We start from the raw sequence: 13,401 nt of genomic DNA, 5'->3' as shown, positions 1-13,401 counted from the left end.
GGCCCGCCACCGCGCCGACGACCAGGGGCAGGAGGCCGCGCGTACGGCGCTGCGTCAGCTCGGTGAGCTGGCCGTGCAGGCGTTTCCCGGCACGATCCTGCCCAATCCGCTGGTCCGCGAACTAGGCGTACTGGCCCGGCAGGCGGAAGCGGGCGTGCCGTTCGTCGAGGAGCTGGCCTCGGACATCTTCATGGGCACCTTCACAGCGAAGTACCTCGTATCGGCGCGGATCGCCGCCGAGCTGCTGCATGGCACGCTGTACGAGCGCTACTACGCCGTCGACTGCGCGGCGGTCCGCAACCTCGCGGTCACCGAGGCGAGCGATTCACTGAACCGCGGTCACCGGGCGCGTACCTCACCGGGCTTCGCGAGGCTGTGCGCCGTGCGGGCCGAGGCGGCCGGGGCCGGGCGGCGGCACTCCGTGGCATCCGGCGGAATGGTGATCGAGCAGGCCCAGATCCTGACCACGCACAATCTGGCCACCCTGGTCGCGCGGATCGGGATCGGTCCGGGCTCCGGGTGGGATGATCTGGCGCTGCGCTGCTTCAGCACCGTGTGCGCGCTCACCTCCCGGATACACGGCAATCCGCGGCCGCTGTCCACCATCAAGGACGTGGCGTACGCGTGGCGGCAGATGGTGTTCCACCTGTCGCTCTGCGACGCCGCGGAGCAGGCCCGTTCGATCGCCCGGCTGGACGCGGAGGCGGACCGCTTCCCGTGGCACGTCGCGGCGCGGCTGGCTCCTGCGCTGACCGGCCTGCGCCGGGCGGCGGCCGGTGAGTCGCCGGACACCGGCGGCGGGCGTCTGCTCCTCGGCTGGGCCACCGAACGTCACTGGCTCCGCACGGACCCGACGGATCACCGGTAGGCGGACCGGCGTGCGCCCGTCGGCCCGGACCGATCGGCTCGGCGGGCCGGGGCCACGGGGGTGGCTCGTGCGGTGTCGCCGGGTCTCGTGTCCGGCGACACCGTCCTGTCAGCGGGATTCCTCAGTGGTGCGGGGATCCCCGCTCACTTGCCGCTGTCCTCGGCGAGGGTGTGCGCGACGAGGGCGTTGGCGTGGCCGTGTCCGATTCCGTGCTCGGCCTTGAGCCACGAGACGAGTTCCATGTGCTTGGTCAGCGGCGAGGACCGGATCAGGTCCTTCCATTCCGCGACGGGGCGTCCGTACTTCTTCTCGATGGAGGGGAAGTAGCTGGCAGGGCCCTTGACCGGTTCCGTCATGTCGCGTTGTCCTCTTCTGTCCGTCGTTGATGATCTTGGATGGTGTCTCTGCGTCGGCCCGGTCACAAGGGCCGGGCCCGTCCGACAGCCGCTACCGACGGGGCGTCGGCGAGCAGCCGGGCCGACACCGCGGTGAGCCAGAGCAGGCCGAGCCCCGCACCGGCTGTGAAGGCCAGGACGGTGGCGGAGGATCCCGCGAACCCGGCGAGGACTCCCACGGGCACGAGGCGGCAGGCGAGGACCCAGCCACGCTGCCCCCGGGCGGCGAACAGCCGCGCCAGTACGAGGGAAGCGGCGCACCACGCGAGGAAGCCGGCCATCCCGCCGAGCATATGGACGGCCCCCTGCCCGCTCAGGGAGCCCGCCGCCCCCTGCGGAGTTCCGGCCGGGAACCCGGCGCCCGCGTCGGCGGCGAACACCCCGCAGAGCAGGAACGAGGCCCCGAACACCGCGATCAGCCAGGGCACCCAGGAGCCGCCGGGCGCATCGTCCAGCACACGGCGCATCCCGACCGCCCCGGCGATGATCAGCACTCCGGTGACCATGAAGCTGGTCATCTGTATCCAGCCCAGGTCGCCGAGGCTCAGTTGGCTGATCGCGTTACGGGTGAAGCCGAAGCCCTCCCTGGTGAGGCCCTGGATCACCCCCACGCCCAGGAACAGCGGTCCCGCCGCGGCTCCCGCTGCCAGCAGGGCGCGTACGCCGCCCCGGGGCGACGGCGCGGAATCGGTGGTGACCGGGGCACTGCCGGTCCGGGTCATGGGAGCCCTCCTGGATCGCAAGCGTCGGAACTGGACGGTACAGTACCCATCAGGAAACTGGACTGTCCAGTACTCACGGCCGCGAGGCGACTCGCAAGCGAATGCGCAGGCAAGGTTCCGAACGGGTTCCGGCGCCCCGGACCGACGTCCGGCGCCGCCGAAGTACGCTTCGCCCGGCCGATACCCGGGAGGGGCGACTCATGACATGGTCCGAACGCACCGTCGTGCGGAACGGCGTACGGCTTTCCTGCCGCGACAGCGGAGGGCCGGGCGCCCCTGTCGTCCTGCTGCACGGCCTGGCCGGCCACGCGGGCGAGTGGGACGCCGTCGCACGGCGGCTGAGCCCCGCGCACCGGGTCGTCGCCGTCGACCAGCGCGGGCACGGCGCCAGCGAGCGCCGCCCGGGCGACGTCTCCCGCGCCGCCTACGTCGCCGATGTCGTCGCCGTGCTCGACCAGCTCGGCCTCCAGCAGCCGGTCCTGGTCGGGCAGTCGCTGGGCGGCCACACGGCGATGCTCACCGCCGCCGCCCACCCCGGACTCGTTCGCGCGCTCGTGCTGGTCGAGGCAGGTCCGGGAGGCCCCGATCCCGAGCTGCCCGCCCGGATCGACGGATGGCTCGACGCCTGGCCGGTGCCGTTCACCACACGCGCGGCGGCCGTCGGCTTCTTCGGCGGCGGCCCGGTCGGTGAGGGGTGGGCGGCCGGACTGGAGCAGCGCGAGGGCGGCTGGTGGCCCCGGTTCGACCGGGACGTGATGGTCGAATCGCTGGCGGAGAACGCCCGGTGCGACTTCTGGGACCGGTGGGCCGAGGTGTCCTGTCCCACCCTTGCCGTCCTCGGGCAGTCCGGCATCATCCCGCCCCGGGAGGCCGACCGGATGCTCGCCGACCGCCCGAGGACGCAGGCCGTCAGCATCCCGGGCGCGGGACACGACGTACACCTCGAACAGCCCGAAGTGCTCCTGGGGCTGCTCTCGAACTTCCTCGACACCTGCCCGAGCACCGCCTCCGAGGGCTGACGGCCCACCCGGCACGGGGTCACGGATCGTCGGTGCGGCCGCTCACCGCGGCCGTACCGGCTCCCTCACCGCTCCCGGGCCGCGATCAGCTCACACACCACTGTCCAGAACTCCGCCCCCGTCCGCTCCCGATGCCCTCGAACCCGGCCTCCAGCAGGTCGGATGCCACCAGCCAGGGCCGCCGGAACGACGGCGTGGCGCCCCACACCCCTACGGCCGGGCAGTGGAGTGCTCCCGCAGAAAGGCGCCCGCCCGAGCGGCGGCCTCCTCCTTCGTCGCGCAGCACGCGGCGTTGCCGGCCTCCTCCCGGACTCCGTCGGCGCCGGTCCCGGACCACCGCCATCCGCCGTTCGACGGATCCGGTATCAACTCGGCCCGCCCGCCGAAAAGTTCGAGAACACCGGGCTCCGCGGGCGCAGGGTTGGCCCTGTCGACGGCGTCGGGCCATTTCTTGCGGGCGCCCTGCCGGGTGATCCCCCAGGCGGCACCCAACCGCTCGTAACTCGCACCGTAGGAACCCGCGGTCCGCGCCGCCACGGCCGTCAGCCGCTCGACCTCCGCGTCCACCACCTTCCATGCGGCGAGGACCGACAGTGCCACCTCGACGGGCTCGGCGTCCCACATGCGCTCCACGGGTTGCCCGGTCGCCCGGGCCCGCATGGCCGAGGCAAGCGGATTGAGTGCGTCAAGAAGGGCTCCGGCAAGGGCCGACTGCTCCTCGGCGGTGATCTCTGGCAACGTCATACCGACAACCATAGTTACCAACTTCTTTATTGACAACCAAAGTTACCAAGCAGAGTCGACCAGTGCCTCAGATCAGCAACTCCGCCAGGCCGTCCAGGAGTCGTACGAATCCGCATGCCGCGGGGGACCTGTGTCGACGCTCCCAGAACGCGGCCTGCACGGCGTGGAACTGGGCCCAGCGCCGGACACGTTCGGGGTCGAGTTCGGCCGCCTCCGCGAAGACGCGCAGGGTACGGCGCAGCCCCTTGTCCAGGTCACCGGCTCCGAGAAGAGCCGGCACCCGCGACTTGAGGAGGGTGCCGCCGTCATAGGCCGGATCCCCCGCATGCCCCTTGGGGTCGACGGCCAGCCACGGCTCACGGTCGGCACGCAGAATATTTCGGGCATGCAGGTCTCCGTGGATGAGGGTGTCCGGCTGGTCCCGGCCCAGCTCCCGGACGGTCGCCACCGCCGCATCCACGGCACGCCGGGACAATGCGTGATCCAACTCTTCACCGTCTTCACGGAGTTCGATCTCCCAGGCGTCCGCCCGGTCCCGGAGCGCCGGCAGTCCGGGCGGGGCCGGGACTGCCAGTCGGCGGCTGATCCGCCCGGCGACCCGCACGACCTCGTCACCTTCTTCGGCATCCGCCAGGGCGGACGGCCCGACCCGCTCCAGCAGCATCGCGAAGTGCTCGTCGGCACGCTCGTACAGCAGCACGGCACCGCGTCCGCCCCAGACCGTGAACGCGTCCGGCTCATGGACGTTGCCCGGGTGCGGGAAGGACACCTTCAGCACCGCCGCCCGCCCGGCCCGCCGCCGTACCGGAACGACGATCCCGACGGCTCCGTGCATGACCCCGCCGTCCGGCACGCAGTTCCATCGGAGCATCAACTCCCGCACCGTCGCGGGGAGTCCGGCGAACCATTCCGCGCCGGTCCGCCCCTCACGCTCGACCGTGCCCCGCGCGAACTCCTCCGGTACCTCGATCATCCCCGCACCCTACGCACCGGATTTCGACGGATACGACGGCACGGTCGGCGGGGCTGTCAGTGGCGGACGTTACATTCCAGGCATGGACGACATGACGCTCGCTTCACTCCTCGCGGGATGCGCCGACGGCCCCTACCCCGGCAGCTGGCAGGCCGCTCCCTTCACCGAACACACGGTCGACGGAGTGCTGTACGCCCTGGTGGCTCTCGATCCGGGGCTGAGCGCGCTGGGCGTGCGCCGCACGGACGGCTCGCTCTGGGGGCTGCCGGAGGACGACACGCCGCATCTGGTGAATTCCAGCGCCGCGGCCTTCATAGCCTGCTCCCGCGCCTACGCCCGGGCCGCGGCGGAAGCGGAGGCGTACACGGCGCCGGACCCGGAGTCCGAGGACCTCGAGGACATCGCCGAGGCGGCGGCGGACGCGCTCTCCGAAGCCCTGCTGGCGCGGTTCGAGGCCGTCGACGCGGCGGCGGTCGCCGACGAGAACTCCTTCTGGTGCGTCGCCGCGGAGGAACTGGGGTACGCCATGAGCGTCTAATCGCGCCGTTCGGCTCCCGGGGCTCCCGCTCGCAGGCCGTCCATGACCAGATCGAGCAGACGCTCCGCACGCGGCCGCCAGTCGCTGTGCGGATCGATCTGCCAGAGCCCGGCGATGGCCAGGAGGAAGTCCTCCGGCGCCAGCCCCGGGCGGATGGTTCCGGCCCGCTCGTTCGCGCTCAGCAGCTGCTCGACGGCCCGGGTCACCGGGCCGTGTCCCAGCCGGGCCAGGCCGCCGGGCCTGCCCGTCGACTTGCCCAGTGCGTCGGCCAGACCGGCCTTGGCCATGGCGTACCGGGCGAGGCGGTCCATCCATTCCCGCAGCGCCCGGTCGGGCGGGCAGGTCCTCAGCAACTGGCCCGCGGCATCGGCCACCTGCTGCATCTCGTAGCGGTAGACCTCCAGGACCAGAGCCTCGCGGTGGGGGAAGTTCCGGTAGAACGTCCCCTGCCCGACGCCCGCCTTCTTCGCGATCACGCTCAGCGGGGCATCCGCCGCCCGCGTCAGCTCGATCAGCGCCACCTCCAGGATGCGCTCCCGGTTGCGCTGCGCGTCCGGGCGCATCGACCCGCTCTTCCCGTCCCGCACTCGTCCTCCTCCCCCACAGGGCACGGCCGAGTCCGTCCTTGCTGAGCGGACAGCTGTCCGCTAGGTTCGACAGCAAGTGGACAGTTGTCCGTTTGGGTTCACCATAGTGGCAGATCCGGCCGGTGCGGCCGGCTATCGCCCATCGTCAGTGGTTCCTCGCACGCTTGTCGTCCTCTCCACTCCCCCGGTCCCTCCCGGAAATACCGAGCAGTCGCCGGGATCGTCTTGTTCGACGCGCATCAGCCACGCGAAAGAAGGCCGATTCATGACCCCATCGACGTCCAGTGTCATCACCCTGAACATCAATGGAGAGAAATACACGCTGCCCGTCGACCACCGCACCACCCTGCTCGACGCACTGCGCGAGCGGCTCGATCTGACGGGTTCCAAGAAAGGCTGTGACCAGGGGCAGTGCGGTGCCTGCACCGTACTGATCGACGGCAGGCGTGCGCTCTCCTGCCTTCAGCTCGCGGTCGCGGCCGAAGAGCGCGTGATCACCACGATCGAAGGAGTCGCCGACGGGGAGCGGCTCCACCCGGTGCAGCAGGCCTTCCTCGATCTCGATGGATTCCAGTGCGGCTACTGCACTCCGGGGCAGATCTGCTCCGCCATCGCGGTGATCGAGGAGCACGCGGCGGGCTGGCCGAGCGCGGTGACCGACGACGTAGGGCCGGAGGCGGGGGTACCCGCACTCGACGCCGACGAGATCCGCGAGCGCATGAGCGGCAATCTGTGCCGCTGCGGCGCCTACGTGTCGATCGTGCAGGCGATCGAGCAGGCGGCGCGGGCGGCCGGCCCGCAGGACAAGGAGAGTGTGGCATGAGGGAATTCGGTTACGAGCGCGCCTTCGACGTGGCGGGGGCGGTGGCCGTGCTGGGCTCCGCCCCGGGAGCCCGGTATCTCGGCGGTGGCACGAACCTCGTCGACCTGATGAAGGCCGGCGTGGAGCGGCCCCCGCTGCTCGTCGACGTACGCGAGCTGCCGCTCGACGGGATCGAGCCCACCCCTGACGGCGGGTTACGCATCGGCGCGACCGTCACCAACAGCGATCTGGCGGCCCATCCCGAAGTCCGGCTCCGCTACCCGGCGTTGGCGCAGGCCGTTCTGGCCGGGGCATCGGGGCAGTTGCGCAATATGGCCACGGTCGGTGGGAATCTGCTCCAGCGCACCCGCTGCGGCTACTTCACCGACGTGGCCGCCCCGTGCAACAAGCGCTCCCCGGGCAGCGGGTGTCCCGCCGTGGAGGGTGAGCACCTCAACCACGCGATCCTGGGCGCCTCCGAACACTGCGTGGCCGTCCACCCCTCGGACATGGCGGTCGCCCTCTCGGCCTTCGACGCCGTCGTCACGTACGAGACGGCCGGCGGGGCGGGCGAGGTCCCGATCGAGGAGTTCTACCGTCCCGTGGGCGACACCCCGCACATCGAGACCGCTCTGCCGCCCGGCGCGCTGATCACCTCCGTCGTTCTTCCGCCCGCTCCGGCAGCCGCTCGTTCGCGGTACCGGAAGGTGCGCGACCGGGCCTCGTTCGCCTTCGCGACCGGCTCGGTCGCGGCCGCCGTCACCGTCCGGGACGGTGTCGTCCGCGAAGCGCGTCTGGCCTTCGGGGCCGTCGCGTCGGGGCCGTGGCGGGCCCGCGCCGCCGAGCGGGCGCTGACCGGCGGACCGGCGTCCGCGGAGGCCTTCGCCGCGGCGGCCGATGCGGAACTGTCCGCCGCCGCTCCCCTTCCCGGCAACGGCTACAAGGTGACGCTGATACGCAATCTTGTCGTGGCCGTGCTGACGGAACTCACCGAGGAGGTCTCCCGATGACCACGACCACCGGCGTCCAGGCCCCGACCGGAGCCGTCGGCTCCGCCCACACCCGCCTGGAGGGCCGCGACAAGGTCACCGGTGCGGCCCGCTTCTCGGGCGAGGTGCCCTTCCCCGAACTGGCCCATGGCTGGCTGGTGCTGTCGACCGTGCCCCGTGGCCGGATCCGTTCCGTCCAGGACGGCCCCGTCCTGGACATGCCCGGTGTTCTGGCCGTGCTGCACCAGGGGAACGCACCGCGCGTCACCGTCGATTACATGGGCATGCTGGGCCGGCCGAATCCGGTGATCGGGCTGTTCCAGCACGATCGCGTTCCCTTCGCCGGCTGGCCCGTCGCGCTGGTGGTGGCCGAGACGTCCGAGCAGGCCAGGGAGGCCGCCGAGGCCCTGGTGGTGCAGTACGAGACGGAGCCGCACGACGTGGACTTCCGGGCGGACCACCCGGATGCCTACACCCCTCGAAGCTCTCCAATGGTCGAGGTGGAGACGACGAAGGGCGATCTGGAGGCCCGGCTGGACGCCTCGACCGTGGTGGTGGACGAGGAGTACACCACCCCCGAGGAGCACCACAACGCGATGGAGCCGCATGCGGCGACGGCCCGCTGGGAAGGGGGCCGGCTGGATGTCATCGACTCCAACCAGGGCAGCACCTGGGTGGTGAGCGAGCTGGCCCAGCTCTTCTCCCTCGATCCGGCCTCCGTACGCATCCGCTCCGAGCACGTCGGGGGTGCCTTCGGCTCGAAGGGGCTGGCTCCGCACCTGGTGGCGGCCGTGATGGCCACCACGGTCCTGCGCCGGCCGGTCCGTGTCGTGCTGACCCGGCGCCAGATGTTCGCCCTCGTCGGCTACCGCAGCCCCACCGCTCAGCGGATCAGGATCGGTGCCGACGCGGACGGCCGCTTCCGCGCCTTCGAGCACCTGGCACAGAGTGTCACGTCGACCGTGCACGAGTTCATCGAGTCGAGCGCCGCACTGGGGCGGGTGATGTACGACGCCGACGCGCACCACACCCGGCACCGGATCGTTCGGCTCGATGTGCCCACGCCGACGTGGATGCGCGCGCCGGGCGAGGCGCCGGGCTCCTTCGCCCTGGAGTCGGCCCTCGACGAGCTGGCCGAGAAGTGCGGCGTGGACCCGATCGAGCTGCGCCTGCGCAACGAGCCCGAGCGGGGCCCGGTGTCCGGGCTGCCGTTCAGCAGCCGCAATGTGGCGGCCTGCTTCGAGGAGGGGGCCCGCAGGTTCGGCTGGGCGGACCGGGACCCCCGTCCCGGACTGCGCCGCGAGGGGCGCTGGCTCCTCGGGACCGGCACGGCGGCGGCCACGTACCCCTCCGGGGTCAGCCCTTCCACCGCCACCGTCACCGCGGAGCCGGACGGCGGCTTCACCGTACGGATCAACGCGGCGGACATCGGGACGGGAGCGCGGACCGCGATGGCCCTCGTCGCGGCGGACGCGCTGGAGGTGCGCCCGGACCGGGTCCGGGTGCGCATCGCCGACAGCGACCTGGGTCCGGCGGCGATCGCCGGGGGCTCGATGGGGACGCGTTCCTGGGCCTGGGCGGTGACCGTCGCCGCGAACGAGCTGCGGGAGCGGATGGCTCTGGGCGGCGTCGTCCCGCCGGAGGGGATCACGACGCGGTCGGACACTGCGGAGGCCGTCGGTGCCCTCGCCGCGAAGGAGCGCCACTCCTTCGGGGCGCAGTTCGCACAGGTCGCGGTCGACACGGACACCGGTGAGGTGCGGGTGCGGCGGTTGCTCGGCGTCTTCGCCGCGGGCACCATCGTCAACCCGCTCACCGCCCGCAGTCAGCTGGTGGGCGGCATGACCTGGGGGCTTTCGATGGCCCTGCACGAGGAGGCGGTCCGGGACCGGGCCACCGGCGCCCACGTCGGCGCGGACCTCGCCGGGTACCACTACGCCGCGCACGCCGATGTGCCGCTGATCGAGGCAGACTGGGTGGACGATCCCGTTCCCGGCGATCCGATCGGGATCAAGGGCATCGGTGAGATCGGCATCGTGGGCGTGGCCGCCGCGATCGCCAACGCGGTGTGGCACGCGACCGGTGTCCGCCACCGGGATCTGCCGATCCGCCCGGACCGTGTCCTGCGCGCGGCGGAGGAGGTCCGGCGCCGGGAGGCGGGAGGAGGAGCACGGAGTGCTTGACATCGCCGAACAGCTGAGCCGGTGGTTCGAGGAGGGCCGGGACTTCGCGGTGGCCACGGTCGTGGCGGTCAGCGGCAGCGCACCGCGCGGTCCCGGAGCCGCCCTGGCCGTCGCCGACGACGGAACGGCCGTCGGCTCGGTGTCCGGCGGCTGCGTGGAGGGCGCGGTGTACGAGCTGTGCGTACGGGCGCTCCAGGACGGGCGGACGGTTCGGGAGCGGTTCGGGTACGACGACGAGGACGCCTTCGCGGTCGGGCTCACCTGCGGCGGTGTCGTCGAGGTCCTGGTGACGCCGGTGCGTGCGGCCGATCCGGTGTTCCGGGCCGGGGTCGCGGCGGCGCGCCGCGGTGAGCCGGCGGCCCTGGCCCGGGTGGCCGGTGGTCCGGCGGATCTGCTCGGCAGGGCTCTGCTGGTCCGCGCCGACGGGGCGTTCGAGGGCGGTCTCGGCGGTGGCCCGGAGCTGGACCGGGCCGCGGCGGCGGAGGCCCGCGCGATGCTGGACACCGGCCGCACCGGGTGTGTCGGGGTCGCGGAGGGCGGTTCGCTCTGCCCGGGCGGGGTGACGCTGTTCGTGGAGTCGAGGACGCCGCCGCCGAGGATGATCGTGTTCGGGGCCGTGGACTTCGCGACGGCTCTCGTACGGGCGGGCAAGTTCCTCGGCTATCACGTGACCGTGTGCGACGCCCGGCCGGTCTTCGCCACCCGCGCCCGCTTCCCGGAGGCCGACGAACTCGTCGTCGACTGGCCGCACCGCTATCTGCGGCGCACCGGGACCGACGCACGGACCGTTCTGTGCGTGCTCACCCATGACGCCAAGTTCGACATCCCGCTGCTGGAGACGGCCCTGCGCCTGCCGGTCGCGTTCGTCGGGGCGATGGGTTCGCGCCGTACCCACGCGGACCGTGATCGCCGGCTGCGCGAGGCCGGTCTTTCCGACGACGAGCTGGCCCGGTTGCGATCCCCGATCGGCCTCGACCTCGGGGCCCGCACGCCCGAGGAGACCGCGCTGTCGATCGCGGCGGAGATCGTCGCGGCGCGCCGGGGCGGCACGGGGGTTCCGCTGACCGGGGCGAGCATGCCCATCCACCATGACGTCGACGGAGGGGAACGGGGCGAGAAGGGCGGGCCCCGCTCCCGGTCGGCCGCGTGAGCGGTGCTGCGCCTCCGGAGCCGGGGCCGGCCCGGTCAGGACGGGGTCCAGGTCCCCGCGCCGGAGTGGTCGAAGCGGCCGGAGCGGAGGTGATCGCGGAACGCGGCGAGTGCCGGGTGCGGGTTGTCGAGGTGCCACACGAGTGAGTGCGGGTAGACGGGGGTGGGGTCGCGCAGGTGGACGCGGCGCAGGCCGTGGTCGGCGGGCCAGGCGAACCGGGTCCGCTCGCCGACGAAGGTGGCCAGTGTCCGGGAGTCCGCGATGGTGTCCAGCAGGGGCTCCACCCCGAAGTCGGGGCCGGTGACCTCGATGGTGAACCCGAAGGCGGCGGCCAGCGCCTCGTAGTAGGCGGCCCACTCGGTACCGGGGACGATTCCGGGCATCCAGATGCGCTGCCCCGCGAGGTCGGCCGGGGCGGCGCAACGGGCCGCGGCGAGCTCATGGGCCGGTCCGGTGAGGAGCTGGATGGGCTCGTCGTAGACCCGGGTGCTCCTGACGTCCTCGGGGAACCGCTGGCCGGGCATCGTGACGGCCCGGATGGACGCGTCGATCGAGCCGGACCTGACGGCGTCGACGGCCGCGTCGGCATCGAAGAGGGTCACGGCGTCGAGCGCGATCTCGGGGTGGGCTCCGTGGAAGTCGCGCAGCAGGTCGGCCGGGGCCAGGCGCCGGCCGATCACATCGACGCGCAGGGCCCGGCGGCCGGGCCGCACCGAAGCGAGCGCCCGCTCGCGGGTCCGCAGCAGATCGCGGGCGTGCGGCAGGAAAGCCTGGCCGTCGATGGTGAGCTTCGCTCCGCGGGACGTGCGGGTGAACAGCCGCACGCCGAGGTTCTTCTCCAGTGTCGCGATGCGTTTGGAGACCGCCTGCTGGGTGATGGAAAATTCCGCGGCGGCGTCCTGGAACCGTCCTGCGTCGGCGGCGGTCACGAAGGTGCGCACGGCATCGAAATCCACGTCGCGCATCGTACCGGCACAACGATTGGTTGTACTTCCGCGTGGAACAGTTGTTTGCCCCGAGGGTCCGGCACTCGCTTTGATTCCGTCGGTCAGCGTGTGGTTGTCCAGGTCGGCGAGAGGTGCGTGGGGGATGACGGGCAGACGGGCCCTGGGACGGCGGTTTCGGTGGTTGTGGTCGGCGTACGCCGTCAGCGCGTACGGGACGGGTCTCGGCTTCGGCGCGTTCTCCATGATCGCGGTGCTCGTGCTGCACTCCGGGCCGACGCAGGTGGCGTTGCTGGCCGCAGCGGGGCGGGCGGTGGGGGCGGTGCTGGCGGTGCCGCTCGGGCCGTGGGTGGAGTTCCGCCGCAAGCGGCCGGTCATGGTGGGGACGGATCTGCTGCGGTTCGCGGCACTGCTGAGCATCCCGGCGGCGTACTGGCTCGGCAGGCTCGGCTTCGCCCAGCTCCTGATCGTGTCGATCGTGGTGGCCGCCGCCAACATCGCGTTCAACGCGGCCTGCGGCGCGTATCTCAAGAGGCTTCTGCCGCCCGAGGACCTGCTGGTCGCGAACGGCCGGTTCGAGTCGACGACCTGGTCGGCGACGATGGTCGGACCTCCGCTCGGCGGGGCCGTGATCGCGGCGTTCGGGCCGGTGACGACCGTGATCGTCGACGCCGTCAGCTACCTGCTCTCGGCGTTGGGCATCCGCGCGGTCGGCGGGTCGGAGCCGCGCCCCGAGCGGTCCGGTACGTCGCGGCTGAGCGCGGGCGACCTGCTCGCGGGGTGGCGGCACATCCTCGGCCACCCCGTCCTGCGCCCGATGCTGTTCAACGCGATCGTGGTCAATGGTCTGATCATGGCCTCCGAACCGCTGCTCGCCGTCCTGCTGCTGGGCGATCTCGGCTTCTCGCCGTGGCAGTACGGGCTGATGTTCGCCGCGCCGTGCGTCGGCGGCCTGGTCGGCTCCCGCCTCGCCCGTCGGACGGTGGCACGGTTCGGGCAGCGCGAGGTGATGCTCACGGCCGGGGTGCTGCGTGCGTGCTGGCCCGTCGGGCTGGCGTTCGTCGGGCCCGGCGTGCCGGGGATGGTGCTGGTCATGCTCGTCCAGCTCGGCCTGGTGACCTGCTGCGCGGTGTTCAATCCGGTGCTGGCGACGTACCGGCTCGAACACACGGAGCCCGGCCTGGTCGCCCGTACCCTCTCCGCCTGGTCGGTGAGCAGCAGCCTCGCCATCGCCACGATGACCGCGCTGTGGGGTGCGCTGGCCGCCGTGATCGGCACCCGGCCCGCGATCGCCGCCGCCGGGATCGTCCTCCTGGCGACTCCGGTCCTGCTTCCGCGGCGTACGAGCGCTCCGTCGCAAAAACGGAAGCTCGCGGAAGCAGGCGCTGGTCGTCGAGCTGCCGAAGAAGCAGGTCAAGACCGAGGTCGTCAAGCCGGCCGAGGGCTCCACCCAGTGGTGGAGCAACATGGGTGACGACCTCAAGAAC

The 13,401-nt window shown here is 72.2% G+C and carries 13 protein-coding genes and 2 pseudogenes; 9 read left to right on the top strand and 6 right to left on the bottom strand.

The genetic code is table 11. From position 1 onward, the window contains the following. Nucleotides 1–868 (top strand): annotated as a pseudogene (locus ACFCV8_RS32030) (hypothetical protein); the annotation flags it as partial. A 143-nt stretch (nt 869–1,011) separates the two neighbouring features. On the opposite strand, the gene ACFCV8_RS32025 reads toward ACFCV8_RS32030, so the two are convergent. Both ACFCV8_RS32025 and ACFCV8_RS32020 read right to left on the bottom strand, forming a co-directional pair. Further along, nucleotides 1,012–1,224: a DUF4287 domain-containing protein gene (locus tag ACFCV8_RS32025; protein ID WP_376688997.1), complete on the bottom strand. Its 213-nt coding sequence runs from the start codon at nt 1,222–1,224 to the stop codon at nt 1,012–1,014. Nucleotides 1,225–1,286: 62 nt separating this feature from the next. Continuing rightward, a complete protein-coding gene (locus ACFCV8_RS32020) occupies nt 1,287–1,985 on the bottom strand; it encodes a DUF998 domain-containing protein (protein ID WP_376688996.1) in 699 nt (232 codons plus the stop codon). A 200-nt stretch (nt 1,986–2,185) separates the two neighbouring features. On the opposite strand from ACFCV8_RS32020, the gene ACFCV8_RS32015 reads away from it, so the two are divergent. Next, on the top strand, nt 2,186–3,004 hold the full coding sequence (locus tag ACFCV8_RS32015) for an alpha/beta fold hydrolase (protein ID WP_376688995.1): 819 nt from the start codon (nt 2,186–2,188) through the stop codon (nt 3,002–3,004). Between the two features lie 210 nt (nt 3,005–3,214). Here ACFCV8_RS32015 and ACFCV8_RS32010 read toward each other — a convergent pair whose 3' ends face one another. Both ACFCV8_RS32010 and ACFCV8_RS32005 read right to left on the bottom strand, forming a co-directional pair. Next, nucleotides 3,215–3,748, bottom strand: a complete 534-nt coding sequence (locus ACFCV8_RS32010) for a hypothetical protein (RefSeq protein WP_376688994.1) — start codon at nt 3,746–3,748, stop codon at nt 3,215–3,217. A 67-nt stretch (nt 3,749–3,815) separates the two neighbouring features. After that, nucleotides 3,816–4,721: an aminoglycoside phosphotransferase family protein gene (locus tag ACFCV8_RS32005; RefSeq protein ID WP_376688993.1), complete on the bottom strand. Its 906-nt coding sequence runs from the start codon at nt 4,719–4,721 to the stop codon at nt 3,816–3,818. A gap of 82 nt (nt 4,722–4,803) precedes the next feature. Here ACFCV8_RS32005 and ACFCV8_RS32000 point away from each other — a divergent pair, with 82 nt between their 5' ends. Further along, complete coding sequence (locus ACFCV8_RS32000) at nt 4,804–5,259, top strand: SUKH-4 family immunity protein (RefSeq protein WP_376688992.1); 456 nt, start codon at nt 4,804–4,806, stop codon at nt 5,257–5,259. Here ACFCV8_RS32000 and ACFCV8_RS31995 read toward each other — a convergent pair. Beyond that, nucleotides 5,256–5,822 carry a TetR/AcrR family transcriptional regulator gene (locus ACFCV8_RS31995; RefSeq protein ID WP_376688999.1) on the bottom strand — a complete coding sequence of 189 codons (567 nt, stop codon included), beginning with the start codon at nt 5,820–5,822 and terminating at the stop codon, nt 5,256–5,258. The genes ACFCV8_RS32000 and ACFCV8_RS31995 overlap by 4 nt on opposite strands. Nucleotides 5,823–6,111: 289 nt before the next feature. Between ACFCV8_RS31995 and ACFCV8_RS31990 the strand changes: the two genes are divergently transcribed. From ACFCV8_RS31990 to ACFCV8_RS31975, 4 genes are read left to right on the top strand one after another with little or no spacing between them, the layout of a single operon-like run. Beyond that, entirely contained in the window at nt 6,112–6,669 is a 558-nt protein-coding gene (locus ACFCV8_RS31990; protein ID WP_376688991.1) for a (2Fe-2S)-binding protein, read from the top strand. Then, on the top strand, nt 6,666–7,658 hold the full coding sequence (locus ACFCV8_RS31985; protein WP_376688990.1) for an FAD binding domain-containing protein: 993 nt from the start codon (nt 6,666–6,668) through the stop codon (nt 7,656–7,658). Before ACFCV8_RS31990 ends, ACFCV8_RS31985 begins: the two co-directional genes overlap by 4 nt. Further along, nucleotides 7,655–9,820, top strand: coding sequence for a xanthine dehydrogenase family protein molybdopterin-binding subunit (locus tag ACFCV8_RS31980; protein ID WP_376688989.1), 2,166 nt, complete (start codon nt 7,655–7,657; stop codon nt 9,818–9,820). The genes ACFCV8_RS31985 and ACFCV8_RS31980 overlap by 4 nt, the downstream gene beginning before the upstream one ends. Beyond that, nucleotides 9,813–10,970 carry an XdhC family protein gene (locus ACFCV8_RS31975; protein ID WP_376688988.1) on the top strand — a complete coding sequence of 386 codons (1,158 nt, stop codon included), beginning with the start codon at nt 9,813–9,815 and terminating at the stop codon, nt 10,968–10,970. Before ACFCV8_RS31980 ends, ACFCV8_RS31975 begins: the two co-directional genes overlap by 8 nt. A gap of 35 nt (nt 10,971–11,005) precedes the next feature. Here the strand turns inward: ACFCV8_RS31975 and ACFCV8_RS31970 are convergent, their stop codons facing one another. Beyond that, the gene (locus ACFCV8_RS31970) at nt 11,006–11,935 is read right to left on the bottom strand and encodes a LysR family transcriptional regulator (protein WP_376688987.1); all 930 of its coding nucleotides are present in this window, start codon (nt 11,933–11,935) and stop codon (nt 11,006–11,008) included. A gap of 124 nt (nt 11,936–12,059) precedes the next feature. Here ACFCV8_RS31970 and ACFCV8_RS31965 point away from each other — a divergent pair. Continuing rightward, a pseudogene (locus tag ACFCV8_RS31965) lies at nt 12,060–13,274 on the top strand (MFS transporter); the annotation flags it as partial. Nucleotides 13,275–13,299: 25 nt separating this feature from the next. Beyond that, nucleotides 13,300–13,401: hypothetical protein (locus ACFCV8_RS31960; RefSeq protein ID WP_376688998.1), on the top strand; the 102-nt coding region annotated here is incomplete at its 3' end.

The sequence above is a fragment of the Streptomyces sp. NPDC056347 genome (genome assembly GCF_042262625.1).
Taxonomy (GTDB): Bacteria; Actinomycetota; Actinomycetes; order Streptomycetales; family Streptomycetaceae; genus Streptomyces.
The sequence above is the reverse complement of the archived record's forward strand: the minus strand, read 5'-3'. Positions and strand labels throughout refer to the sequence as shown.

Excerpts from the sequence above, each read along its gene's own strand:
- ACFCV8_RS32000 (WP_376688992.1), top strand. The coding sequence starts at position 4,804 with ATGGACGACATGACGCTCGCTTCACTCCTCGCGGGATGCGCCGACGGC.
- ACFCV8_RS32015 (WP_376688995.1), top strand. The coding sequence starts at position 2,186 with ATGACATGGTCCGAACGCACCGTCGTGCGGAACGGCGTACGGCTTTCC.
- ACFCV8_RS31970 (WP_376688987.1), bottom strand. The coding sequence starts at position 11,935 with ATGCGCGACGTGGATTTCGATGCCGTGCGCACCTTCGTGACCGCCGCC.
- ACFCV8_RS32025 (WP_376688997.1), bottom strand. The coding sequence starts at position 1,224 with ATGACGGAACCGGTCAAGGGCCCTGCCAGCTACTTCCCCTCCATCGAG.
- ACFCV8_RS31995 (WP_376688999.1), bottom strand. The coding sequence starts at position 5,822 with ATGCGCCCGGACGCGCAGCGCAACCGGGAGCGCATCCTGGAGGTGGCG.
- ACFCV8_RS32010 (WP_376688994.1), bottom strand. The coding sequence starts at position 3,748 with ATGACGTTGCCAGAGATCACCGCCGAGGAGCAGTCGGCCCTTGCCGGA.
- ACFCV8_RS32005 (WP_376688993.1), bottom strand. The coding sequence starts at position 4,721 with ATGATCGAGGTACCGGAGGAGTTCGCGCGGGGCACGGTCGAGCGTGAG.
- ACFCV8_RS32020 (WP_376688996.1), bottom strand. The coding sequence starts at position 1,985 with ATGACCCGGACCGGCAGTGCCCCGGTCACCACCGATTCCGCGCCGTCG.
- ACFCV8_RS31985 (WP_376688990.1), top strand. The coding sequence starts at position 6,666 with ATGAGGGAATTCGGTTACGAGCGCGCCTTCGACGTGGCGGGGGCGGTG.
- ACFCV8_RS31990 (WP_376688991.1), top strand. The coding sequence starts at position 6,112 with ATGACCCCATCGACGTCCAGTGTCATCACCCTGAACATCAATGGAGAG.
- ACFCV8_RS31980 (WP_376688989.1), top strand. The coding sequence starts at position 7,655 with ATGACCACGACCACCGGCGTCCAGGCCCCGACCGGAGCCGTCGGCTCC.